Consider the following 24,818-nt stretch of genomic DNA (forward strand, 5'->3'; position numbering starts at 1 on the left):
GCTTTCGTGTTAACCCGATTCAGCTCGGATCCAATCGGTAGGACAAAAGCTTGAAATCTGGCGTATAGGTGAAGGTTCCGTAAATGGTCTTCTTACCGTGCAGGAGATAATCGAGGATATGGAAATCCCCTTCTGCCATGGGAAGCTCCCGGATCTCTTCGATATTATGCCACTTGATCGTTCCTTCCTCCGACTCCTGGAAGTTCACACCATCTGCTTCTGTTGCAAAGAACGAGAACATCATCCACTCCTGGACAATCTGATCTCCATCTTTGATGATGAAGGTGAAAACCCCCTTCAAATCAGGGTTCTTCAAGTAGATCCCCGTCTCTTCACGATACTCACGGATGACGGCGTCACGGATCGATTCACCGGACTCCATCTTGCCGCCGGGCGCGACCCACCAATTCCTTCTTGGTTTCTGAAGAAGGAGAACCTTGTCTCCATCCAGATATAAGCAATTTGTAACTCTCTGCACTCCATTCACCTCAATCCGACTATGGGGCTGTACAAATCCCCATTCTTTATCATTCTTTTTATTATACTATGAACCCATACAAGCCACAATGTCTGCGGTGGCGGGACAATGTCGATAAACATCGAATAATTTGTCCAAATCCCGGTACACGCAGACCGATACAGGCCCTCGGACTCCACTGTTACAGTTTTGTGGCAAAAAAAAGAGACACAGGCGAGTCCTGTGTCTTAAAAGGGATTTATTACTTAAAAGGGGGTCAATTTCTTATTATCTATATTACCCGATAAATATTGCACCTGTGTTACAGCAGATTTAAAACGGTATTACGGAATTGTTAACCTTTGTCGAATCCATGCTGACCCTTGTCGAAATGCGCATCAAAAGTTATAAGAATCCATGATTTGATCGGCAATCAGGTCATATCCCTTCCCGTTCGGATGGAGGGAATCAGAGAAATATTCCCCTTTCGATTTTCCTTTGAACAATGGATTGGACGAAACGTATTTCACGTTTTCTTGCTTCTTCACTTCCTTGATGATCGTCTCATTCCAATCATCCACATACGCTTCGATTTTGTCGCTGTCCCGATCCGGATACGGATTATACAATCCGATCACGAGAATCGGAGCATCTTCATTCAACGTGTGGAGTGTATCAATGATCTCATCTAGATTATCCAGGTACTCTTTCTTCGCGTCCATGATCTTGTCATGGTGAAGAGGCTTGAAGTCTCCTCCATTGCTTTTGATCAGATCATTCGTCCCGATATTGATGATGAACAGATCGGCATCGGGCAGATCCTTCGTCACGTCAGGCTTCATGAGCTGCTTCTGCAGCTGGCCGGACTTTTGACCAGGGATGCCGAGGTTTTCGAATGAGTAGGTTTCATCGGTCTTTTCTTTGTTCACCTTGTCCTCCAGGCGACCGATGTAACCTGAGTTCTCCTTGTCTCCTTTACCGTATACAAGGGAGTCCCCGAGGGCGACCACATATTTTTTGTCTGCGGCTTCTTTTTTATCTGTGAAGAATAAATAATAAGCTCCGGCTAGGAGGACTACAACCACCAGTATTCCGACCATTTTCCAAACTTTCATCTTACCCCGACCTTCCGTTTAAACTAGGATGTATGTGTGGTTATTTTCCCTGAAAATGAGGTTGTAATCCTGTTTATTTTTGGATGGGGGGATTTTGTGAGGGAAGTCCTATTTTTGATGGGGGTCCCTTTGTGATGGGGCGTTTCGTTTCGCTGCGGCCCGCCGCTTTCCATGGGGCGTGCGGTGAGCCGCTTCGGCAAGCCTGCAGGGTCTCACCCTGCCCGCTTTTCCCATAGGAGTCGGCCGGCCTCCGCTACACTTCACTTTGTGCGTGGTAGGAATGTGTGCTGGCTTTTACAGGGTGGGTTCATCATTTTCCTTGTTTATTGGGATGAGATGTGGTGGTTAGGACCGTTTCGCTTCGCTTCGGTCTAGTAGGGGCCAATCCAACTTCATTCTTTGTCTAATCCTAGCTCTGATGAGTGACGGAAGCATTTAGTGGAAAGGAATATTTTCATATACGCGAAGAAGGGAATTGATGGGATATCAAAGAATGTAAACATAGAACAAGTGAATCCATTTAAAGGAGTGAGAACGTATGAGTACATCGTTTATTGAACAAGTGCATTATAACCGGATCCCCGTAAAAGACCTGGAACTGTCCGCGCATTGGTACAGGGATATCCTAGGGCTCCCATTGCTGTCCCTTAACGAGGAGCTTGCGATATTGAAGATCAATGAAGGTTCCTCCCTCCTCATCCTCGTTCCAACACCGGATGATACCTACGCCCATTTCACCGTCAACGGGACACAAGCGTTCAGCATCGCCTTCACCTCCCGGGACATACCCGGATTTCATCAACACCTAACAGACCACAAAGTAAAAGTCGACGACATCCAACACGATGATGGCCACGCCTACTTCCACTTTCACGATCCCAACGGAAACAAATTTCAAGTGCATTGGTGAGGATATAGCCTCACATGGTCACAAATAAACTAGGGTCCATTCAAAATTATTTAGGAGTGCAGTGAAGTAGAGAGTCTCTATTTTTGAGGATCTTGAACAAGTGAACCATAAAGCAACAAGTGCACCCACATAACTTAGCCTCACCTGACCAAAACAGCACGAATCACATCAACCATCGAACAGTGCAGTGCAGCGGAGGACGGCCGACTCCCGCGGGAATAGAGGCAAGGTTGAGACCCTGCAGGCGCAGCCGAAGCGGCTCAACTGACTCCCCGCAGGAAAGCGGCCGACCGCAGCGGAACGGAACGGTCCACCCACCACCACTCTCCACTCCAACAGCAAGAAGAAGAGACGGAGATGAACATTAAACACCACCCATCCATCATCGAAGAGTGCAGTGCAGCGAAGGACAAGGACGGACGACTCCCGCGGGAATAGAGGCAAGATTGAGACCCTGCAGGCGCAGCCGAAGCGGCTCAACTGACTCCCCGAGGAAAGCGGCCGTCCGCAGCGGAACGCTCTCACTACCATCACTCTCCACTCCAACAGCAGTAAGAAGTAACGGAGTTGAACACTATACCTCCACATCCTACACCGAAGAGTGCAGTGCAGCGGAGGACGGACGACTCCCGCGGGAATAGAGGCAAGGTTGAGACCCTGCAGGCGCAGCCGAAGCGGCTCAACTGACTCCCCGCAGGAAAGCGGCCGTCCGCAGCGGAACGGAACGTTCCACCTACCACCACTCTCCACTCAATTGCAGGAAGAAAAGACGGAGATTCTCCCCATCCTTCACCGAAGAGTGCAGCGAAACAGAACGCTCCCTTACAATCACATACCACTCCAAACACGCTCCCAACACAAAAACAAAAACCGGACTCTCCGCGGAAAGAGTCCGATTTTCATTTGATCCCCTATTTCTTCTGTACTCCGAACCGTGCATTCAATTGACCCCTAATCATCTTCTGCTTCGCTTCGTTTTTCTCTTTTTTAGACAGCTCGTGTTTGATCTCCTTGGTCGTGACGCCTTCCTCCCGCTGGTCGGCAATATCCATCAATCGCTCCACATCACGGAACGAATACTTTCGGTACCCTCGATTGGACCGCTCAGGGAAAATCAGATTCTTCTCTTCATAATACCGGATTTTTCTCTCTGTCAAACCGGTGAGCTCACTGACGACCCCAATGGAAATCACTTTTTTATCCTTATAGGAAGGCTCCTTCTCCACACTCACTCATCCTCCTGAAAAGGGAATACCTTGATTATACATGAATCATCCTGAATTTGGATTGTTATGTGAGGAAACCTGACAAGAAAAATAGAATTTAGGTAGAAAAGCTTACACAAAGGATGAAATCGCCTGTAGAATCTCTTACACTTTTCTCAATCAGGTAGAAAGGGAGTGGAGTCAGTGCCTTTTTTGCGAGAAGCCGTTGAAAAACAGAAGGAACAGTTCATCTGTCGACTGATGAAAGAGGGGGTGTATGAACGGAAGGAAGATGCTGAAAAATTGACCTTGACCGAGCTTGCCCTCCTGTTGGAGAACCATGTTAGGAAGAATTGAACAAAAGCCCTGTGGACACGGAGTCCACAGGGCTTTTAATGTATTATACCGGTTTAACCTTTTCTTTCAGCTCTTCTACATAGTGCTGGACGGCTTGAGCCGCGATGCTTCCATCACCGGTTGCCGTAACGATCTGACGCAGTTGTTTCTCACGTACGTCACCAGCTGCGAAGATGCCGGGTACTTTTGTTTCCATTTGTTCGTTCGTTTCGATATAGCCTTCTGCATTGGTGATGCCTAGGCTTGCAAATGGTTTTGTCAGCGGAAGCATACCGATGTAAATGAATACACCGTCTGCTTTGAATTCAGTTTCTTCTCCGCTTTCAGTGGACACAAGTGTCACGCTTCCTACTTTTCCGTTGCCTTCGTTGATTTCTTTGATGGTATGGTTCCAGATGAAATCCACTTTTTCGTTATCGAATGCACGCTGCTGAAGGATCTTCTGGGCGCGCAGCTCGTCACGACGGTGGACGATGGTCACTTTGTTCGCGAAACGGGTGAGGTATACCCCTTCTTCCACGGCAGAGTCTCCTCCTCCGATGACAACGAGGTCTTTGTTTTTGAAGAAGGCACCATCACATACGGCACAGTAAGATACTCCGCGTCCGCCGAGTTCCTTTTCACCAGGGACACCGATTTTTTTGTATTCGGCACCTGTTGTGATGATCACGGCACGAGCCTTGAATTCTTTTGAACCGGTTTTGATGATCTTGTACTCTTCACCATCGATGATTTCCTTGATGTCGCCATATGCGTATTCCGCTCCGAATTTCTTTGCGTGGTCGAACATCTTGTTGGAAAGGTCAGGTCCTAGGATCGTATCGAATCCAGGATAGTTTTCAACCTCTTCCGTGTTGGCCATCTGACCGCCCGGAACTCCCCTTTCAAGCATGAGGGTGGAAAGGTTCGCACGGGATGTATATACTGCAGCCGTCATGCCTGCAGGTCCTGCTCCGGCAATGATGACATCATAAATTTGCTCTTCTGACATAGCTGATTCTCCTTCCGAACAGAGTTCTTATTTAAATACTATGGAGGGTGGACCGTTTGGTTTCCTCCTTAGTATGAACTTCCTACGTCTATCCTATAAAATTAGGAAAGAACCGTCCAAATATATGCTCAGGAGAGGTAATCCTCAACAGTGGCGATATATTTTGTCAGCGTGGACACGGCAATCCCATATCGTCCACTGACTTCCTTTTTCGTCTTTGCTTCGCTTCTGAGGCGGTACCATGTGTACTCCAATGCAGCCGCGAACGCTTTGGTATTCTTAAAGTCTTCTCCTTCTTTCAAACCCCTATACGCTACGTTGAACCATGTAAGGTATAGGCCGGACGTGACGCTTGAAATCGGATGGTGGTGCTTATACAAGTGAAGGGCGATCGCATGGATGGACTCAAGCGTCTCATTCACCTGTACCGACTTTCCTCCCCGCCCGTTCAGGATCTGGGCAAGATAAAGCTTTTCCACAATGGACAAATCGTCGATTTCACAAAAATCGGCATGGGAAAGAATCGCTTCCTGATAATCGGATACAGACAGCAGGAATAGCCCGAATAAGCGCTCTTCAGCATCTTCGCTTTTGAGCTTTTTCAGGATCGATGAGATATGGTTCTCGAATCCTTCGCCTTTCGGTTTCCCGCTCCACGGTTCCTGCCCTTCTTTTTCCGGGGCAAGGTCGAGCACCTTCTTCCAGGCTTTCCGGGCCGTATCGTGCCGACCGGTTTCAAACGCTGAATGTGAAAGCCAGTAAAAGAAGCTTGCGTCTCCTTCAAAGCCCGTCTTTTGCAGTGACTTCAGCCATTCATAGCCTTTCTCCGCGTGACCGATGAGGGCAAAGGTCGCGCCGAGCTTGTAGCGGTGCTCAAAGTTGATCGGACGCACTTTTTCAAGGCCGAGAATGAGCTCATCCAACTCATCGAATCTCCGCTGATAAAAGTAGAAGACAGCGGTATTGCACAAGGCGTGCAGATTCCCCGGGTTCTTCTCCAATACTTCTTCCAGCGTGGAGGCGGCCTGTTCCACTTCACCAAGGTAAAAGTACGCGAGTGCGAGATTGTTATAAGCCGACCAGAATTCGGGATACTCCTTGATCACACCTTGAAGGGTATCGGCCGCCTTCTGGAAGTTGCCTGCCTCGAGCTGTGTTTTCGCTTTTTCCTGCTTGGCGATCAGGTCATCGTGTTCGTACAACTCATCGGTGATCAAGTCGGAATCGAGTTCGAGGAGCTCGAGGAGATCTTCGGCGTCTTCGGCAAATTCACCGTAGCGATCCTTTTCAAGGTAGGCGGACACCTGTTCATACGCTTCCTTGAACAAACCAAGGTGCGCATAGTTGTTTGCCAGGAAATAATGGCACTCGTTCATGCGTGGATCCAGATCCTTCAGGATTTCATGCAGAAGTTCATTGGCTTTTTTGAAATCACCGAGTTCTGTCAGGACAATGGAAAGCTGACATGCGATCATCGGCTCCAATGGTTCCAGTTGTAATGCTCTATTTAAATATTTTAATGATTTTTTCAGTTCACGATGGTGGTATGCTTTCATCCCTTTCGTGAAGTAATACTCACCGGTTGGGACGAAGGACAGCACCTTTGCTTGCTCACTGACTGTTTTTGACCCTTTTTTCATCAAAATCCTCCGAAACGTTCGTAATGTAACTACCGTAGTATAACATACAACGCACCGCTACTGAACTACCATATTTTAAGGGGCGGCCACCGCAGGATATGCAGGGACCGCCCCTTGAGGGATTACTTATTATGACGTTCCAGCAACACGTTGAATACGTCATCCAATGGAAGTTTTTGCTCCCTCAGGAGGACCAGGACGTGGTAGAAGAGATCGGCGGTTTCCCACTTCAGCTCTTCCGCATCACGGTTCTTCGCCGCGATGATGACTTCTGACGCTTCCTCCCCTACCTTCTTGAGGATCTTATCGACCCCTTTTTCAAAGAGGTAGGTCGTGTAGGCCCCTTCCGGACGCTCTGCGTCACGGTCGGCAATCAAGGATTCCAGCGTCTTCAGAATTTCTGCACCGGTCGAAGTCTTCTCCCCGTGTACGGTTTCACTGAAACAGCTTTCCGCACCGGTATGGCACGCCGGGCCTGCCTTTTCGACCATCACAAGAAGGGCATCCTTATCGCAGTCCCAAGTGATGTTCCGTACTTTCTGGATGTTCCCACTCGTTTCCCCTTTGTGCCAAAGTTCCTGACGGGACCGTGAATAGAACCAGGTCTCTCCGGTTTCCACCGTCTTCTTCAATGATGTTTCATTCATATAAGCCAGGGTCAGCACTTCCTTCGTCCCTGCATCCTGGATGATGGCAGGTACGAGCCCCGCCTCATCATAGACAACATCTGCAAGCCATTCTGTCATCGTACATGCACCTCCTGCGTTCGTAAGTATCGTTTCACTTCTTCTATGCTTGTTTCTTTATAGTGGAAAATGGAAGCAGCAAGGGCGGCATCGGCCCGCCCTTCAGTGAAGGCATCCTTGAAGTGCTCGGCATTCCCTGCCCCGCCAGAAGCGATGACCGGAATCGAGACAGCTTCACTCACCGCCTTCGTCAGTTCAAGATGGAAGCCGTTTTTCTCCCCGTCGCTGTCCATGCTCGTGAGGAGGATTTCACCCGCTCCAAGGGATTCTGCCGTTTTTGCCCACTCGATGGCATCGAGGTCTGTCAGCTTCCTGCCTCCGTGGGTATAGACGCCGAATGTCCCGGTTTCTACATTCTTCTTCGCATCGATGGCGACGACGATGCACTGGGAACCGAAATAGTCTGCGCCTTCTTTGATCAAGTCCGGACGCAGCACCGCAGCCGTGTTGAGGGAAACTTTATCGGCACCGGCACGGAGGATCCGCTTCATGTCATCGACGGAGTTGATCCCGCCGCCGACGGTAAAGGGGATTGCAAGCTCTGCTGCCACCTGCCGAACCACCTCGACCATTGTTTCGCGTCCTTCGTGGGATGCGGAGATATCAAGGAATACAAGCTCATCCGCTCCCTGCTTATCATAGGCCTTCGCAAGCTCCACTGGGTCGCCTGCGTCACGCAGTTCTATGAACTGGATGCCTTTGACGACGCGTCCTTCCTTTACATCGAGGCAGGGGATGATTCGTTTCGTCAGCATGATGTCACCTCTTTGATGGCTTCCGACACGGTGAATTTCCCCGTGTAGAGGGATTTGCCGCAGATGGCTCCGCTCACGCCACTTTCCTTCAGCGTCTTCAGGTCCTGAAGGGAGCTTACACCGCCTGAAGCAATGACGGAAGCGCCGGTGGCCCGAGCCAGTTCCCGGTTCGCTTCGACGTTGGGCCCGGAAAGCATCCCGTCTGTTGCGATATCCGTGAAGATGAAGGTCTTCGCCCCTGCATCCGCAAGGTCCTTCCCTAAATCCACGGCTTTGAGCTCCGACGTCTCAAGCCAGCCGTGTGTGGCCACATAGCCATCCTTCGCATCGAGCCCGATGACGATGCGGTAACCCCCATAGCGCTTGATCCAGGATTTTACGAGTTCCGTTTGGGATACAGCGATGCTCCCAAGGATGACACGATCGACTCCTGCATCAAGATAATACTCGATATCATTTTCCGTACGGATTCCTCCGCCGATCTGCACCTTGGCACCAAGGTTTTTAGCGACATTCAGCACATGCTCCCCGTTGACCCGGGAGCCCGCTTTCGCTCCGTCCAGGTCCACCATATGGATCCATGATGCCCCTTGGTCCACGAAGCCTGCAGCCATATCGAACGGGGAATCCCCGTAGATGGTTTCTTGATTATAATCTCCCTGAATCAGTCTGACACATTTGCCTCCGCGCATATCAATCGCGGGATAGATGGTAAAACTCATGCTTTAACCTCCACGCGTGTTGTGAAATTCTTGAGAAGTTCCATGCCCAGTTCTCCGCTTTTCTCAGGGTGGAACTGCATGCCATATACATTGTCACGGCTCACGACAGCCGGGATCGGCACGCCCGCGTAGTCCGCGGACGCGACGGTCACATCAGCCGCCCCCTCGTGAACGTAGTAAGAGTGGACGAAATAAACGTACCCTTCCTCCAACCCTTCGGTCAGGATGGACGGCTTAGCGTAGTTGAGGTGATTCCAGCCCATATGAGGCACTTTGTAAGTGTTCCCCTCTAGATCTTCCTTCGGGATGCGGACGACTGTCCCCGGCAGGAGCCCAAGCCCCTTTGTACGACCGTTTTCTTCGCTATCCTCAAACAGGAGCTGCATGCCGAGGCAGATGCCAAGAAGCGGCTTCCCTGTGTTCACGAATGCCATGATGGTTTCTTTCAAATGAGTGGACTCCAACAGGGCCATGGCGTCCTTGAAAGCCCCGACACCTGGGAGGATGATCCCGTCCGCTTTCAATAGTTCTTCTTGGTCATCACTGATCACATACGGGACACCGAGCCTTTCCAGTGCTTTACTGACACTGAATAAATTCCCCATTCCATAATCGACGATTCCAATCATGATTACAGCATCCCCTTCGTCGACGGGATCCCTTTCACGCGGGGATCGATGGTCGTTGCTTCATCGAGGGCACGCCCGAGCGCCTTGAAGATCGCCTCGATGATGTGGTGGGTATTGGTTCCGTAATGAACGATGACGTGAAGGTTCATCCGCGCTTCCAAGGCAAGCTTCCAGAGGAATTCGTGGACAAGCTCCGTATCGAATGTCCCCACTTTCTGACTCGGTAGCTCGGCACGGAATTCCAGATGCGGACGATTGCTCAAGTCCACTACGACTTGTGCCAAGGCCTCATCCATCGGGACAAGGGCCGAACCGTATCGCTTGATCCCCCGTTTGTCACCTAGGGCTTCTACCAGTGCCTGTCCAAGACAGATACCAATATCCTCCGTTGTATGGTGATCATCCACTTCGATATCCCCATTCGCTTCGATGACCGTATCGAACTGGCCATGCTTGGTGAACAGGTCGAGCATGTGGGTCATGAACGGCACCCCGGTCTCGATCTTCGAGTTCCCTTCCCCGTCAACTCCAAAAGACAGGCTGATATTGGTTTCATTCGTCTTACGTGTGATGGTCGCATTTCTCGTCATGGTCTGCACTCCTTTTACTTTTCACCCTTGAATCTGATCTCCACCGCTCTGGCATGGGCTTCGAGCCCTTCGAGTCTGGCAAGCTTGGCGATCTTGTCGCCATGTTCCTTCAGGGCTGCTTCACTATATGAAATGATGCTCGTCTTCTTCATGAATTCATCTACATTCAACGGACTTGAGAATCGTGCCGTTCCATTGGTGGGCAGTACGTGATTGGGACCGGCAAAATAGTCGCCGACAGGTTCTGAACTGAATCGCCCGAGGAAGATCGCACCCGCATGGCGGATCGAGGCCATCGTTTCGAACGGCCGGGCCGTCAGGATTTCAAGATGCTCCGGCGCAAGATCATTCACGACCTCTATGCCTTCCTCCATGGAATCTACGACATAGATAGTGCCGTACTCTTCGATGGACTTTCTGGCAATCCCTTCTCGCGGAAGGCTTGAGAGCTGCTCCTCCACTTCTCGGGAAACCTTTTCGGCAAGTTCCCTTGAATCGGTTACGAGGACCGCTGATGCAAGGACATCATGCTCTGCCTGTGACAGCAGGTCTGCCGCGATTTCATCGGCATGCTGATGCTCATCGGCGAGGATGACGATTTCACTCGGGCCTGCAATCATATCGATATCCACATCGCCGAATACTTCCCGCTTGGCAAGGGCCACGTAAATATTCCCCGGTCCGGTGATCTTATCGACGGATGCAATCGATTCGGTTCCATATGCAAGGGCCGCAACCCCCTGGGCGCCTCCGACCTTATAGATTTCCTTCACGCCGGCGATCTCCGCTGCCACTAAGACACCCGCCGGGATTTTCCCGTCCTTGCCTGGTGGTGACACCATGACGATCCGCTCCACTCCCGCAACTTTTGCAGGAAGGACATTCATCAGGACCGAAGACGGGTAGGCTGCGGTTCCGCCCGGCACATACACCCCGACAGAATCGAGTGGGGTCATCTTCTGACCGAGCATGGTGCCGTCCGCTTTCGTTTCAAACCAAGAAGGGCGCTTCTGCTTTTCATGAAAGTCCCGTATGTTGCACGATGCCTCCTCGATGATCGTGACCAACTCGGGATCAAGACTTGAGAAGGCGTCCTCGATTTCATCATTTGTGACAGCCAGGCTTTTGAGGTTCACTCCGTCAAATTTCTCCGTGAGGCGGTGGAGGGCATCATCTCCAGCATCCTTCACCTCTGCAATGATTGCCTGAACGGCTCTTCTCTGCTCTTCGGTTCCACTGTCCACGGATCGCTTGATGGACGCTCCTTTGATGTTATCGACGATTTTCACTGAGGTTCCCCCTTCCCGGTTTCATTCCCCGATCACCTTTGATAATCGGTCCACAAGGTCTTCTATTTTTTCGTCCTTCATCCGATAACTCACCGGATTGACGATCAGTCTCGAAGTGATATCCACAATCGTTTCGAATTCCACAAGTCCATTCTCCTTCAAGGTCCTGCCCGTAGAGACAATATCCACGATGCGGTCTGCAAGTCCGATAAGGGGTGCGAGCTCGATGGAACCATTCAGCTTGATGATTTCCACCTGCTCCCCTTGTTCACGGAAATAGGATGAGGCCACATTCGGATATTTTGTTGCGATCTTCGGTGCCACTTCGCTCATCTTCGTATCAGGCAGCCCCGCGACGGCCAGATAGCAGTCGCTGATGCGGAGGTCGAGGAGTTCATATACATCCCGTTCTTCCTCCAGCATCACATCCTTGCCTGCAATCCCAAGGTCTGCTACACCGTGTTCCACATAGGTCGGTACATCCATGGGCTTGGCGAGGATGAACCGGAGATCTTCTGCCGGCACCTCGATGATCAGCTTCCGTGAATCATCGAATTCCGGAGGCAGATTGTATCCGGCCCTTCTCAACAGCTCGACAGCTTCTTCAAAAATCCTTCCCTTCGGCATGGCAATGGTCAGACTCATCGGATGCCACCACCTTTCCCACCGGCTCCGATACAGTAATGAATCGAGTTGAATAGTTTCGTATACTCATCCACGTCACTTACGCCACGCAGACTCTGTAGGACGACGGATCGTCCTTCACCCCTCAGCTCGCGAGCAAGTCCGAACGCTTCCTTCCTGCGCTCATCACTGTATAGGATGCATTCCTGCTCCGGTCGCTCCAATTTCACTTGAAGTGCCTCCAGTACGTAATCGAGACGGAGTCCGAAGCCCGTCGCTCCTGAATCTTTCCCGAATTTCTCCAGAAGCTTATTGTAGCGGCCGCCGTTCCCGATGGCGAAGCCGACATTCTCACCGTACACCTCGAACAGGATGCCGGAATAATAGCTCATATGACTCACGAGGCTGAGGTCGAACTTGATATGATCCTCCACACCGTGATCTTTCAAGATCCCCCACAGCTCGCGAAGTTCATTCAATGCCTCCATCCCCTTGCTTCCTTCAAGGAGGGCTTCCGCTTCTTCAAGGACTCCATCCGCTCCACGCAGATTCAAGAAACCTTTCAAGCGATCTTTATCAATGGAAGATAGGGAGAGCTCTTCAACATGGCGACGATACCCCACATAATTCTTCTCATAAAGGAACCGGCGCAGGATATCGGCCCGTTCGTCGGTCCCGACAATGCCTTTGAACAATTGCTGGACGAATCCGATGTGACCGACCGAAACTTTGAAATGCTTCAATCCCGCTTCCCTTAAGGTTTCGACCATCAGGGCGATTACTTCCCCGTCGGCACTGACGGAGGGGTCACCGATGCATTCGATTCCCACCTGCTCAAATTCTGCCGGTCTGCCGCCTTCACGCTGCTGGGCCCGGAACACGCTGTCTGAATAAGCAAGTCTCAAGGGTGCCTCGTCCTTCAACAGTTTGGATGCTGCGATCCTAGCAATGGGAGCCGTCATATCCGGACGCAGGACGAGGGTGTGTCCCTGCTGATCCAGGAGCTTGAACAATTGTTGATCCAGGATGGCCGAAGCATCTCCGACCGTTTCGTGGTATTCCAGCGTCGGTGTCTCGATGAGGCGGTAGCCCCAGCGTGACATTTCCGCCACCATCCTACTTTTCGTCTGATCTTTGACTTCATATAAATCAGGGAATGTATCTCTCATCCCCAATGGTTTCTCGAACATGAATAGCTTTGTCATACGAACCACCTTTTGAACGTAGTATCCTATCTTTTCCCTTGATTGAACTTTCTCAATCCTTTAGTTCGCTAATATACTAATAAAATAAAGTTACATGTAGTGTAGCGCTTCTTTTTGATTCCGTCAACCGATTTGAAGCTGATTCCTGCAAGGAATGACATGACCACCTATACTTGAAAGGAACGGGAATTCAATACTCCCATTCTCCCCAAAACAGATGACCGTATTTCATTTCTTCAGAAATACACACTACTCTTTCTATCGGATCCGGACATCCAATCCTATACAGAATCCCACTATCCACACCAACACAAAAAAAACCGGAAAGGACATCAGTCCCTTCCGGTTTTGGCGGTTCCATAAATCTCGTCGTCATTCCAGCGATCGGCGAGTTCTTCTTTCGTATAGATGACGCGCATGGGGTTTCCTCCTACGAAGGCACCCGGTGGCACATCTTTATGCACGAGGGTTCCGGCAGACACGATGGCCCCATCACCGATGCTGACACCGGGAAGGATCGTCGTGTTCGCTCCGATCATGACCTCCGAACCGATCTCGACGTTTCCCAGCCGGTACTCCTTGATCAAGTACTCGTGGGCAAGGATGGTCGTGTTATAGCCGATGACCGTATTCCGGCCGACGGAGATCTTCTCCGGGAACATGACGTCCAGCATGACCATCAGGGCAAAAGACGTTTGCTCCCCGATCTCCATTTTGAGGAACGTGCGGTAAAGCCGGTTCTTCAATCCGAGGAACGGGTTGTACCTCGCTGCCTGGATGACAAGGAAGTTCTTCACGACCTTGGCGAAGGGGACGGTTTTGTACACATGCCAAAGGGAGTTCGCTCCCTGGACCGGGTACCTTGTCGTCCGTCTCATCCCTCAGCCCCTACAATCGTCAAGATGTCCTGCATCGTATCCAGCATGAAGTCAGGTTCGTACTGCTCCAGATGAGCTTTTCCCTTCGCACTCCAGGCCACGCCTGCAGATAAGACTCCCGCGTTCCGTCCGCCAAGGATATCATGATGGTTATCACCGACCATGAGCGCTTCCTCAGGTGCGGATCCGAGTGCTTCCAATGCTTTTTGGACAGGCTCCGGATGCGGCTTCGGATGCTCCACTTCATCAAGACTGATGATCACATCGAAGTACGGTTTCAGCCCCATGAGCTCTAGGCCGCGAATGACCATCATACGTGACTTTGTGGAGACGATGGCAAGCTTGTAGCCCTGTTCATGTAGGGTTTCAATCGTTTCCGCGACCCCTTCGAACTCCGTGACGAGATCATCGTGGTTCGCCCGGTTGTGCTCTCGGTAGTGGGCACACATGTCATCACATTTTTCCGGGTTCAATTTCCCGAATGATTCTTGAAGGGGCGGCCCCATGAACGGAAGGACACTCTCGCGATCATAGTCGCCCGGGTAAAAGTGGTTCAAGGTGTGGAGGAACGAAGAGATGATCAGTTCGTTTGTATCGATCAGCGTTCCGTCCAGGTCAAACAGTATGGTTGTAATCTTCCTCATATTGACGCTCCTTTTCTTTCTTCACATCGGTTTTCCGCCAGAAGTAGGCGATCGTCACCGTCAGCAGGATGGCCGTGGTGAGTCGTATGGCGAGCAGCGGCCACACCGGGATTCCAAGCGGGATGAAGATCAGGGTATCCTCTACCACGGCATGGCAGGCAACAAGGAAGATGAAGGCAAGGGTCACATCCCGCTTGCTTACTCCTTCTTCTTTCACTGCCTGGATCATGACCCCCGCCCCGTAGGCAAGACCCACGACCAGACCCGTCACCATGGTGGATGATGTATTGGCATTCATACCGAGGGCGCGGGTGACGGGCGCCATCCATCTGGAGAAGACGTCCATCCACTTCAGGTCCTTCATGATCTGGATGATCATCATGAGGGGAATGACGATGATGGCAAGCTGAATCACGCCATATCCCGCTTTCTGAAGTCCAAGAAGAATGATCTGCCCCCAGCCTTCAGGGTCAGCCTGCTCTGCAGGCATCATCCCGTACTGGGCAAGCTCTGCACCACCATCCCATACAAGGTTGATGACAATGGCAGACAGGAGGGCAAGGCCGATCCTGACGAGGAGGATCAGCCAGATCTTCACGCCGACCTTCGAAGCCACGGTGGACTCGATGAATAGATTATGGGAGAAAGACAGCATGACGGCGATGATGAACACTTCCTTCACCGTCAGGTCCAAGGAGAGGATTCCCCCGATACCAGCGTAGAGGTTGAGGAAATTCCCCAGTACCAGCGGAATGGCTGCATCCCCGGAAAGTCCGAGGATCTTCATTAATGGAGCAATCCTGTCCATGACCCACGGAAGGACAGGAGTGTATTGCAGGATGAAGACGAGAAGCGTGATCGGGAAAATCACCTTCCCAAGGGACCAAGTCGTTTTCAAGCCGACGAGGCCCCCCGTTCTGATCGATCCGAGCATGCCGTCTCCCCCTTTAGCTTTCGGCGTTCATTTTTTCCTCGTAGTAGTGGTTCGCGAGGCCCGTTTTCCTTCTATAGATCATTGTTACGATTGCTGCAACGATCAAGGCGACAGAAATGACCTGTGCAAATCTGAAGTCTCCGAGCATCAGGCTATCGGTCCGCATGCCTTCCACGAAGAAGCGTCCGATGGAGTATCCGATTACATATGTCAGGAACAATTCTCCCCTTCTCAGTGACTTCACCTTCCGGCGGATGATCAAAAGGAGGATGAGGACGACCACATTCCAGAGTGATTCATACAAGAATGTAGGGTGATAATATGACCCGTCGATATACATTTGATCAATGATGAATCGAGGCAGGTGCAGATTCTCGAGGAACTGACGTGAAACTTCACGACCGTGGGCTTCCTGATTGATGAAGTTCCCCCAGCGTCCGATTGCCTGGCCTACGATCAAACTCGGAGCTGCGATATCGGTCAGCTTCCAAAACGAAAGTCCCCTCACTTTGGCAAAAACGATGGTTGTAAGCACCGAGCCGATCAGGGCTCCGTGGATGGCGATCCCTCCATTCCAGATTTTGATGATATCCTCTGGATGGTCGGCATAATAGTTGTTCCATTCGAATGCTACATAGTAAATGCGGGCAGAGATGATGGCAATGGGAATTGCCCATACGAGCAGGTCGATGAATGTATCCGGATGTAGTCCCTGACGCTTACTCTCACGGATGACCATATACATCCCGAGGGCAATGCCAAGGCCGATGATGACCCCATACCAATGGACCGAGATGGGACCGAGTTCAAAGGCAATGGGATCGATGGGCATGATTGTCTCGTTCATAGTTCTTCTCCTTCGTCAACGGGCCCGTGACCCGGTTTGTCAATCCATGTCGTCATGGTCACCGTCTTCGATCACATCTGATAGACGATTGGTGAATTGCTCAGCTGCGTTCACGCCCATCCTCTTTAACCGGAAGTTCATGGCGGCCACTTCGATGATGACGGCCAAATTTCGTCCTGGTCGCACAGGGACCGTCAGCTTCGTGATTTCTGTATCGATGATTTTCATTTTCTCTTCGTCAAGACCGAGGCGGTCATATTGCTTCGCTTTATCCCAAAGCTCGAGATTGATGCAAAGGGTGATGCGCTTATGACTTCTAACAGCTCCAGCACCGAACAGGGTCATGACATTGATGATGCCAAGACCTCGGATCTCAAGGAGATGTTCAATGAGATCAGGGGAATTCCCAATGAGGGTATCCATGTCTTCCTGCCTGATTTCCACACAGTCATCGGCTACAAGGCGGTGACCCCGTTTCACAAGCTCAAGGGCCGTTTCACTTTTACCGACACCGCTTTTACCCGTTATGAGTACGCCGACTCCATAGATATCAACAAGAACACCGTGGATCGCCGTCGTTGGTGCAAGCTTGCTTTCCAAGTAATTTGTTAGATGTGAAGAAAATCTCGTCGTCTTCATCGGTGACCTCATGACAGGCACGTCATACCGATTGGCCGCTTCAATCAAATCGTGTGGTACCTCAAGCTCCCGTGAAATAATGATGCCGGGTGTGATATCGGTACAGAGGGATTCAAGCCTTCTTTTCCGCTCTGCGTCATCAAGCAAGTCAAGGAACGTGATTTCCGTCTTCCCAAGGAGCTGAATCCGCTCTGCAGGATAATAGTCGAAATAACCGGCGATTTCTAGGCCCGGTCTGGAAATATCACTCATCGTAATCGGTCTATGTAATCCTTCTTCTCCACCGACAAGCTCAAGATGGAACTTATCCATGATGTCTTTTGTGCGCACTTTTGCCACTCTTTACTCCTCCTTCAACTTGCTGTACCTCTAACCTATTTTAGCAATTATGTGGAAAAGCGCAAGGTAATGGTAAGCACGCAAAAAAGCGGCCCGCGCCTGATAACGGCACGGACCACTCTCTTATGCTTTTCGTTTCGGTTCAAATATTGCTTTTTGAATGATCAGGTTGCACGCGGATAGGATGATGCTCGCCAAGAAGGCCATTCCGAATCCTGAAATCTCGAAGCTGCTCCCCATGATTTTATCTGTCAGCATCAAGGTGATGGCATTGATGACAAACAGGAATAAACCGAGGGAAAGAATCGTAACCGGCAGCGTCAGGATGATCAGGATCGGCCTGACAAGCACATTCAGGAATGACAAGATGATGCTCGCTAAAATGGCGGCTCCGATCCCCGTCACCTGGAATCCTTCAAAAAAGCCCGCTAACGCTATAAAGATGACCGCATTGATAAGTATACCTATAATCCACCTCATTATCTGATGGAATCCTCCTCATTCGGCAGCACAAAGGCAAGTAGGGCATATACCACGACTAGGGGGAAGAAGCCCGTCGGGATCAATAGCAGGATGAAGGCGACCCTCAGGATGATGGGGTCGATCCCCACCGTCCTTGATAAGCCCCCGAGCACTCCTGCCAGCTTTCTATCAGACCTTGTTCGTGCCAATGTTTTCTTCATGATGATACCCTCTTTCTAGTTCGTCTCTTTGTTGCTATTAACATTCTTCGATTCGTACTTTTTTATGAGCACGGAACCGGTTTTTGTTTCAGCAAAGAGATGAAGCTTATCCGGAGAGGTTGTTTTACGTGAGAAGCGGATCGATTTCTGCACCACTTCATTTTTTTCTTCCAATACATCGATACCCTCAAGTTCCATTTTGAAACCACCAAGATTGGATTTCGCCTCACCTGAGATGTTGATGTTCTCAGGTACGTAGAAGTCCACGCTTCCCGTCACGGTCTTCGCATGGACGGTATCGGCTTTGTCCCCTGTCAGGGAGCAGACGATGTTACCATTTAAGGACTGGGCATCCGTATGAAGGATATCGCCTTCGACGAGGACCTTTCCGTTGATGGATTCTGCTTCAACGTGCTCAGCTGAGACACGTGTAAGGGTGATGGCTCCATTGGAGGTCTCCACATCAGCCCTCTTCGCTTTCAACCCTTCGACGATGATCTTACCGTTTGCCGCCTTTGCCTTCAGGTCTTCCACTTCGAGGTTGTTTGCATTGAGACCGCCGTTAAACAGACGGACGGAGATCTTTTTGTACTGATGTTCAGGCACAAAGAATTTCGCATTTACTTTCATCCATTTGGACTGGGTGCCAAAGTACAGGGTATCACCGTCTATGGAGAAGGAAGACGTATCATGGAACTGCTTGAGGCCTTCTTCCCGGTCCTCGGTCCGGTATACTTTCGCATCGCATTCCACCCGGACCTCCCCTCCGCTCCATGGATGGATCTCGACCTTGCCGTTCGCCACATCGATATCGATCTTATCAAAGGATACCTCGGGCTGCTGGAATACATGGGACACTTCGACTGATTGACTCAACTGGAAATCAAAATCAAAGTTTTTTATCTTATTGAGGGCTGTATTCATGAAATCAACGACTTTATCCTTAGAATTAGACGAACCGGATGATGTCGATTTTTGCTTAGGCTGATCGTCCGGATCTTGGAAAATCGAAACGAATTCATCTACAAAGCTTTTCTCCTTCGGTTTCGGTTCTTCCGGTTTCTTATCCAGTGCTTCCAAAAGGGCCACGGCTTCCTGAGCAGAAATCGTTCCGTTCTCCAACATATCCAAAATCCGTTTACGCTCTTCATTCATACCCGTTCAACTCCCATTTTCAGATTATCTCAGTACTATCATGAATATAACCGATAAGGCAAAGTTATACCTGATCCGTCATTCATTGCTTCTATAGTATGTACGTTTAAAGCGCCCAAAGGTTTCATTCCTGTAAAAAATGTTCCTCACTGTCCCATACCCTCCTGACAACATAATAAAACGGAGGCGCCGGGGCACCTCCGTTCCAATCAGTTCGTCACGCCTTCTTTTTCCCTGACTTTCTTTTTCATCCGTTCTCGCTCACGCTCGAGGACAGGTTTCAGGTATTTCCCTGTATACGACCCCTTCGCTTCAGCCACCTTCTCAGGAGTTCCGGTGGCTACGATCGCGCCTCCTTTATCTCCCCCTTCAGGACCAAGGTCGACGAGGTAATCGGCTGCTTTGATGACATCAAGATTATGCTCGATGACAAGGACCGTGTCCCCGTTCTCCACAAGACGCTGAAGGACGACGAGGAGTCGTGAAATATCATCCACATGCAAGCCTGTCGTCGGCTCATCGAGGATATATAGGGAGCGGCCAGTTGAACGGCGATGAAGCTCGGATGCAAGCTTCACGCGCTGCGCCTCCCCTCCGGAAAGGGTCGTGGCAGGCTGCCCGAGGGTGATGTAGCCGAGGCCGACATCATAGATGGTTTGAAGCTTCCTTCTGATCTTCGGAATATTTTCGAAGAACTGCAGGGAGTCTTCCACCGTCATCTCAAGGACATCAGCGATGTTTTTATCCTTGTATTTCACTTCAAGGGTTTCACGGTTATAACGTTTCCCGTGGCAAACCTCACAAGGGACATATACATCAGGAAGGAAGTGCATCTCGATCTTGATGATCCCGTCACCGCGGCATGCTTCACAGCGGCCGCCCTTCACATTGAAGCTGAATCGGCCTTTTTTATATCCGCGTACCTTCGCTTCATTCGTGGTGGCGAATACGTCACGGATATCATCGAAGACCCCTGTATAGGTTGCCGGATTCGATCGAGGCGTACGGCCGATCGGGGATTGGTCGATGTCGATGACCTTATCGAGGTGCTCGATCCCCTTGATTTCCTTATGAAGCCCAGGCTTAGACTTGGCGTTATGAAGCTTCTGGGCAAGGGACTTATGAAGGATCTCGTTTATAAGGGTACTCTTACCTGAACCCGAGACGCCCGTCACCGCCATGAACAGGCCGAGGGGCAGCTTCACTTTTACGTTATTCAAGTTGTTCTGCTTCGCTCCGAGGATCTCAAGATAACGGCCGTCGGGCTTTCGTCTTTCCTGCGGGAGCGGGATGAACTTCTTCCCGGATAGATATTGTCCGGTCAAGGATTTTTCATCATCCATGACTTCTTGAGGGGTTCCTGCCGAGATGACCTCTCCTCCGTGTTTCCCTGCGCCAGGACCGATATCGACAAGATAGTCCGCTGCCATCATCGTATCTTCATCATGCTCGACGACGATGAGGGTGTTTCCAATATCCCTCATATTCTTGAGGGTATCGATGAGGCGGTCATTATCGCGCTGATGAAGTCCGATTGACGGCTCATCAAGGATGTAGAGGACACCCGTCAGTCGCGAACCGATCTGGGTCGCAAGCCGGATCCTTTGTGCTTCACCGCCCGACAGTGTACCTGCGGCACGACTGAGGGTCAGATAATCAAGTCCTACGTTCACAAGGAAACCGAGGCGTTCACGGATTTCTCGCAGGATCAACCTGGCGATTTGCATATCTTTGTCCGAAAGTTCCAGGGCATCAAAGAATTGATCTGCTTCCTGGATGGAGAAGGCCGTTACCTGTCCGATATGGAGGGAATCGACCTTCACGGCGAGGGACTCTTCCTTCAGCCTGTGTCCATCACAGCTCGGACAATTTTGGGTAGCCATGTATTTCTCCATCTGCTCCCTAACGTAATCGGAGCTAGTCTCACGGTAGCGTCTCTCCACGTTCGCCATGACGCCTTCAAATCGGAGGTAATTCTCTCTGACTTGACCGAAATCATTCTCATAGCGGAAATAGATTTCGTCTTTACCGCTTCCGTGAAGGATTTTGTCCATATCATGCTTCGGCAGGTTCTTCACCGGCACATCCATAGGGATCCCGTAATGATCACAAACCGCCTTCAACAAGGAAGGGTAATACTGTGAACTTGTCGGTTCCCACGGGGCAATGGCATGCTCATCAAGGGTCTTATCCCAGTTCGGGATCACAAGCTCTTTATCGACTTCGAGTTTCGTTCCAAGACCGTCACATGTCGGGCATGCACCGAACGGACTATTGAAAGAGAACATCCTCGGTTCAAGCTCCGAGATGGAGAAGCCGCAGTACGGGCATGCATGATGCTCACTGAACAGAAGCTCCTCTTCCCCGATCACATCGATGATCACCTGACCGCCGGCTAGGCGCAGTGCTGATTCAAGGGAGTCCGATAGTCGTGCAGCCACGCCTTCTTTTACCACGACGCGGTCAATGATGACTTCAATGGTGTGCTTTTTATTTTTCTCAAGGGTGATTTCTTCGCCGAGGTCTTCCACCTCTCCATCGATCCGCACCCTCACATATCCCTGCTTCTTGATATCCTCAAGGGTCTTCGCATGAGTTCCCTTCCGGCCCGATACAACGGGAGCAAGCACCTGAAGCTTCGTGCGTTCCGGATACTCCAGGATGCGATCCACCATCTGTTCGATCGTCTGAGACGTGATTTCGATTCCATGATTCGGACAGATCGGCTTCCCGACCCTTGCAAATAGCAGACGGAGATAATCATAGATCTCCGTTACGGTCCCTACCGTGGAACGTGGATTCCGGCTGGTCGTCTTCTGATCGATGGAAATTGCCGGTGACAACCCTTCGATGGCATCCACATCAGGCTTATCCATTTGTCCGAGGAATTGCCTTGCATAGGCAGACAGGGACTCCACGTAACGCCTTTGACCTTCTGCGTAGATCGTGTCGAAGGCAAGGGATGATTTCCCTGAACCCGAAAGGCCGGTCAGTACGACCAGTTTATCCCTCGGGATGGTGATATCTATATTTTTAAGGTTATGAGCGCGAGCTCCTTGTACGATAATATTTTCCTGCGCCATAAGTCGTTCATCCTTCCGCTTTCAGCTCGAGAATGGTATCGCGAAGCTGGGCTGCCCGTTCGAAATCGAGGGCTTTGGCCGCTTCTTTCATTTCCCCTTCTAGGCTGGCAATAAGTTTTTGTCTCTCCGGTTTGGACAGTTTCGATACATTCGTGCGACCTCCGTCCATCTCCTCTGTTTCCTCCACTTCGCGAGTGGCCTTGATGGCATCCCGGATCTCCTTCTGGATCGTCGTCGGGGTAACGCCGTGCTTCTCGTTGTATTCTTCCTGGATTTCACGGCGACGCTTCGTCTCGCTGATTGCCTTCTCCATGGAATCGGTCATCTTATCTGCGTACATGATGACCTTCCCTTCGCTGTTACGGGCCGCACGTCCGATGGTTTGGATCAAAGATCGTTCAGAACGGAGGAAGCCTTCCTTATCAGCGTCGAGTATGGTCACCAAGGACACTTCCGGTATGTCCAGCCCCTCCCTGAGGAGGTTGATGCCGATGAGGACATCATATTTTCCGAGGCGGAGGTCACGAATGATCTCGATCCGCTCCAGGGTCTTGATTTCGGAATGCAGATATTGGACCTTGATGCCGATCTCCTTCAGATAAGCACTGAGGTCTTCGGACATCTTCTTGGTGAGGGTGGTGACAAGGACACGTTCGTCCTTCTCCACGCGCTCATTGATCTCCCCGATAAGATCATCGATCTGCCCTTCGATGGGCCGGACTTCAATAATCGGGTCGAGAAGACCGGTCGGACGGATGATCTGTTCGACCATTTCCGGACTGTGCTCAAGCTCATATGGACCCGGCGTCGCCGACACATATAGAAGCTGATTCGTCTTCCCTTCGAACTCATCGAACTTCAACGGACGGTTATCCATGGCGGACGGCAGGCGGAATCCATGATCCACGAGCACTTTCTTCCGCGCCTGGTCCCCGTTGAACATCCCGCGCACCTGTGGAAGCGTCACGTGGGACTCATCGATGACGATGAGGAAGTCTTCAGGGAAATAATCCATAAGGGTGTAAGGGGTAGAGCCCGGCGGTCTAAGGGTAAGATGACGGGAGTAGTTCTCGATTCCCGAACAGAAGCCCATCTCCCTCATCATCTCAAGATCATAGCGGGTCCGTTGCTCCAGGCGCTGGGCCTCGAGGAGCTTATCTTCCTCCCTCATGATTTTGAGCTGCTCTTCAAGCTCCTTCTCGATGTTTTCAATCGCAACCTTCATCTTCTCTTCACGGGTAACGAAGTGGGAAGCCGGGAAGATCGCGACATGATCGCGGTCGCCCATGATCTCACCCGTGAGGGCATCGACTTCGCGGATCCGGTCGATTTCATCACCGAAAAACTCGACCCTCATGCAGTGTTCATCCCGTGATGCCGGGAAGATTTCCACCACGTCACCGCGGACCCTGAATGTTCCGCGCTGAAAGTCGATATCATTTCGTTCATATTGTATATCCACAAGCTTTCTCAAAAGCTGATTACGTTCAATTTCCATCCCGACTCTCAGGGACAGGACAAGCTCCCTGTATTCTTCCGGATTACCCAACCCGTAGATACAGGATACACTTGCGATGATAATGACATCCTTCCGTTCAAACAGTGCGGAGGTGGCAGAGTGGCGAAGCTTATCGATCTCATCATTGATGCTCGCATCCTTCTCGATGAACGTATCGGTCTGAGGGACATATGCCTCCGGCTGGTAGTAATCGTAGTAACTCACAAAGTACTCTACGGCATTGTCGGGAAAGAATTCCTTGAACTCGCTGTAGAGCTGTCCGGCCAGCGTTTTATTGTGGGCAATGATAAGAGTGGGCTTCTCCACTTCCTTGATGACATTGGAAACGGTGAACGTCTTTCCCGTTCCCGTCGCCCCGAGGAGCGTCTGGTGGCGTTTGCCTTCCCTGATGCCCTCTACCAGCTTCTTGATTGCCAGGGGCTGGTCCCCTTCAGGTTTGTATTTAGACTTTAGCTCGAATTGATCTTTCACCGTGAAACCTCCTATAGGTAAGGAACAGTATGTTCTATGCTTGTCTATACCCATCCCTTGCACTGTCCATTCGTCTCTTCCCATTTTACCACAATCAATCGGAATTTAACCATCAATAAGCGAACAAAAGTTCGTTTTTATCCCTCAGTAGGATACGACCTGTGGACAATCGCAGGTTCGACAAACTCCACGGTGTCAATCGACAGCATTCGACTACTTTTACACACACCCTGTGGGTATGTCTGTTGATAACCACTATACCATTGTGGAAAAGACGCCCCCTTACCCACAATTCGTCAAAATTCTTGTGCACTCTTCTAGAGAAACCGCATACAACCTGTGTATAACTTCATGGAACAAAAAAAGAGCACTCCCTATTGGGAATGCCCGG

The 24,818-nt window shown here is 50.7% G+C and carries 26 protein-coding genes; 2 read left to right on the forward strand and 24 right to left on the reverse strand.

Annotated elements, in window-relative coordinates; genetic code table 11:
- Nucleotides 1–19: 19 nt before the first annotated feature.
- Together K6T23_RS18385 and K6T23_RS18390 are read right to left on the reverse strand one after the other, a co-directional pair.
- Nucleotides 20–478 (reverse strand): 8-oxo-dGTP diphosphatase, encoded by a 459-nt coding sequence (locus K6T23_RS18385; protein ID WP_048006708.1) that lies wholly within the window; start codon nucleotides 476–478, stop codon nucleotides 20–22.
- 377 nt (nucleotides 479–855) lie between these two features.
- Nucleotides 856–1,572, reverse strand: coding sequence for a GDSL-type esterase/lipase family protein (locus tag K6T23_RS18390; protein ID WP_238282448.1), 717 nt, complete (start codon nucleotides 1,570–1,572; stop codon nucleotides 856–858).
- Nucleotides 1,573–2,110: 538 nt separating this feature from the next.
- Here K6T23_RS18390 and K6T23_RS18395 point away from each other — a divergent pair.
- Nucleotides 2,111–2,482, forward strand: coding sequence for a VOC family protein (locus K6T23_RS18395; protein WP_238282450.1), 372 nt, complete (start codon nucleotides 2,111–2,113; stop codon nucleotides 2,480–2,482).
- Nucleotides 2,483–2,650: 168 nt separating this feature from the next.
- On the opposite strand, the gene K6T23_RS18400 is transcribed toward K6T23_RS18395, so the two are convergent.
- Nucleotides 2,651–3,013, reverse strand: a complete 363-nt coding sequence (locus tag K6T23_RS18400) for a hypothetical protein (RefSeq protein WP_238282452.1) — start codon at nucleotides 3,011–3,013, stop codon at nucleotides 2,651–2,653.
- A gap of 380 nt (nucleotides 3,014–3,393) precedes the next feature.
- Nucleotides 3,394–3,708, reverse strand: coding sequence for a MerR family transcriptional regulator (locus K6T23_RS18405; RefSeq protein ID WP_048006705.1), 315 nt, complete (start codon nucleotides 3,706–3,708; stop codon nucleotides 3,394–3,396).
- 183 nt (nucleotides 3,709–3,891) lie between these two features.
- Between K6T23_RS18405 and K6T23_RS18410 the strand changes: the two genes are divergently transcribed.
- Nucleotides 3,892–4,044, forward strand: a complete 153-nt coding sequence (locus K6T23_RS18410; protein WP_238282454.1) for a hypothetical protein — start codon at nucleotides 3,892–3,894, stop codon at nucleotides 4,042–4,044.
- A 43-nt stretch (nucleotides 4,045–4,087) separates the two neighbouring features.
- Here the strand turns inward: K6T23_RS18410 and trxB are convergent, their stop codons facing one another.
- The 20 genes from trxB to uvrB all read right to left on the reverse strand — a co-directional run bounded on the left by trxB (nucleotide 4,088) and on the right by uvrB (nucleotide 24,427).
- Entirely contained in the window at nucleotides 4,088–5,035 is a 948-nt protein-coding gene (gene trxB, locus K6T23_RS18415) for a thioredoxin-disulfide reductase (RefSeq protein WP_056540432.1), read from the reverse strand.
- 128 nt (nucleotides 5,036–5,163) lie between these two features.
- Complete coding sequence (locus K6T23_RS18420; RefSeq protein ID WP_238282456.1) at nucleotides 5,164–6,675, reverse strand: tetratricopeptide repeat protein; 1,512 nt, start codon at nucleotides 6,673–6,675, stop codon at nucleotides 5,164–5,166.
- 122 nt (nucleotides 6,676–6,797) lie between these two features.
- On the reverse strand, nucleotides 6,798–7,421 hold the full coding sequence (hisIE, locus tag K6T23_RS18425) for a bifunctional phosphoribosyl-AMP cyclohydrolase/phosphoribosyl-ATP diphosphatase HisIE (protein WP_238282466.1): 624 nt from the start codon (nucleotides 7,419–7,421) through the stop codon (nucleotides 6,798–6,800).
- Nucleotides 7,418–8,176, reverse strand: coding sequence for an imidazole glycerol phosphate synthase subunit HisF (hisF, locus tag K6T23_RS18430; protein ID WP_238282477.1), 759 nt, complete (start codon nucleotides 8,174–8,176; stop codon nucleotides 7,418–7,420). The genes hisIE and hisF overlap by 4 nt, the downstream gene beginning before the upstream one ends.
- Nucleotides 8,170–8,898: a 1-(5-phosphoribosyl)-5-[(5-phosphoribosylamino)methylideneamino]imidazole-4-carboxamide isomerase gene (gene hisA, locus K6T23_RS18435; protein WP_238282486.1), complete on the reverse strand. Its 729-nt coding sequence runs from the start codon at nucleotides 8,896–8,898 to the stop codon at nucleotides 8,170–8,172. Before hisA ends, hisF begins: the two co-directional genes overlap by 7 nt.
- Nucleotides 8,895–9,527: an imidazole glycerol phosphate synthase subunit HisH gene (gene hisH, locus K6T23_RS18440; protein ID WP_048016195.1), complete on the reverse strand. Its 633-nt coding sequence runs from the start codon at nucleotides 9,525–9,527 to the stop codon at nucleotides 8,895–8,897. Before hisH ends, hisA begins: the two co-directional genes overlap by 4 nt.
- A gap of 2 nt (nucleotides 9,528–9,529) precedes the next feature.
- Nucleotides 9,530–10,117 carry an imidazoleglycerol-phosphate dehydratase HisB gene (hisB, locus tag K6T23_RS18445; protein ID WP_048016194.1) on the reverse strand — a complete coding sequence of 196 codons (588 nt, stop codon included), beginning with the start codon at nucleotides 10,115–10,117 and terminating at the stop codon, nucleotides 9,530–9,532.
- A 14-nt stretch (nucleotides 10,118–10,131) separates the two neighbouring features.
- Complete coding sequence (gene hisD / locus K6T23_RS18450) at nucleotides 10,132–11,406, reverse strand: histidinol dehydrogenase (protein ID WP_238282487.1); 1,275 nt, start codon at nucleotides 11,404–11,406, stop codon at nucleotides 10,132–10,134.
- A gap of 21 nt (nucleotides 11,407–11,427) precedes the next feature.
- Complete coding sequence (gene hisG / locus K6T23_RS18455) at nucleotides 11,428–12,051, reverse strand: ATP phosphoribosyltransferase (protein ID WP_056540419.1); 624 nt, start codon at nucleotides 12,049–12,051, stop codon at nucleotides 11,428–11,430.
- Nucleotides 12,048–13,235 carry an ATP phosphoribosyltransferase regulatory subunit gene (locus K6T23_RS18460; RefSeq protein ID WP_238282507.1) on the reverse strand — a complete coding sequence of 396 codons (1,188 nt, stop codon included), beginning with the start codon at nucleotides 13,233–13,235 and terminating at the stop codon, nucleotides 12,048–12,050. The genes hisG and K6T23_RS18460 overlap by 4 nt, the downstream gene beginning before the upstream one ends.
- Nucleotides 13,236–13,567: 332 nt before the next feature.
- Nucleotides 13,568–14,113 carry an acyltransferase gene (locus K6T23_RS18465; protein WP_238282509.1) on the reverse strand — a complete coding sequence of 182 codons (546 nt, stop codon included), beginning with the start codon at nucleotides 14,111–14,113 and terminating at the stop codon, nucleotides 13,568–13,570.
- Nucleotides 14,110–14,757 (reverse strand): pyrophosphatase PpaX, encoded by a 648-nt coding sequence (ppaX, locus tag K6T23_RS18470; RefSeq protein WP_238282511.1) that lies wholly within the window; start codon nucleotides 14,755–14,757, stop codon nucleotides 14,110–14,112. Before ppaX ends, K6T23_RS18465 begins: the two co-directional genes overlap by 4 nt.
- The gene (locus K6T23_RS18475; protein ID WP_238282513.1) at nucleotides 14,729–15,691 is read right to left on the reverse strand and encodes a nucleoside recognition domain-containing protein; all 963 of its coding nucleotides are present in this window, start codon (nucleotides 15,689–15,691) and stop codon (nucleotides 14,729–14,731) included. The genes ppaX and K6T23_RS18475 overlap by 29 nt, the downstream gene beginning before the upstream one ends.
- A gap of 13 nt (nucleotides 15,692–15,704) precedes the next feature.
- A complete protein-coding gene (lgt, locus tag K6T23_RS18480) occupies nucleotides 15,705–16,538 on the reverse strand; it encodes a prolipoprotein diacylglyceryl transferase (protein WP_238282523.1) in 834 nt (277 codons plus the stop codon).
- Nucleotides 16,539–16,577: 39 nt separating this feature from the next.
- Nucleotides 16,578–17,516 carry an HPr(Ser) kinase/phosphatase gene (gene hprK, locus K6T23_RS18485; protein WP_056540398.1) on the reverse strand — a complete coding sequence of 313 codons (939 nt, stop codon included), beginning with the start codon at nucleotides 17,514–17,516 and terminating at the stop codon, nucleotides 16,578–16,580.
- A 123-nt stretch (nucleotides 17,517–17,639) separates the two neighbouring features.
- A complete protein-coding gene (locus tag K6T23_RS18490; protein WP_053429116.1) occupies nucleotides 17,640–17,996 on the reverse strand; it encodes a phage holin family protein in 357 nt (118 codons plus the stop codon).
- Nucleotides 17,996–18,199 (reverse strand): PspC domain-containing protein, encoded by a 204-nt coding sequence (locus K6T23_RS18495; RefSeq protein ID WP_053429115.1) that lies wholly within the window; start codon nucleotides 18,197–18,199, stop codon nucleotides 17,996–17,998. Before K6T23_RS18495 ends, K6T23_RS18490 begins: the two co-directional genes overlap by 1 nt.
- Before the next feature lie 15 nt (nucleotides 18,200–18,214).
- Nucleotides 18,215–19,354, reverse strand: a complete 1,140-nt coding sequence (locus K6T23_RS18500; RefSeq protein WP_056540395.1) for a DUF4097 family beta strand repeat-containing protein — start codon at nucleotides 19,352–19,354, stop codon at nucleotides 18,215–18,217.
- A 209-nt stretch (nucleotides 19,355–19,563) separates the two neighbouring features.
- Nucleotides 19,564–22,437 (reverse strand): excinuclease ABC subunit UvrA, encoded by a 2,874-nt coding sequence (uvrA, locus tag K6T23_RS18505; RefSeq protein ID WP_056540393.1) that lies wholly within the window; start codon nucleotides 22,435–22,437, stop codon nucleotides 19,564–19,566.
- Nucleotides 22,438–22,444: 7 nt separating this feature from the next.
- Nucleotides 22,445–24,427: an excinuclease ABC subunit UvrB gene (gene uvrB, locus K6T23_RS18510; protein WP_056540389.1), complete on the reverse strand. Its 1,983-nt coding sequence runs from the start codon at nucleotides 24,425–24,427 to the stop codon at nucleotides 22,445–22,447.
- Between the last annotated feature and the right edge of the window lie 391 nt (nucleotides 24,428–24,818).

Source organism: Rossellomorea marisflavi (assembly GCF_022170785.1).
GTDB classification, from domain to species: Bacteria; Bacillota; Bacilli; order Bacillales; family Bacillaceae_B; genus Rossellomorea; species Rossellomorea marisflavi_B.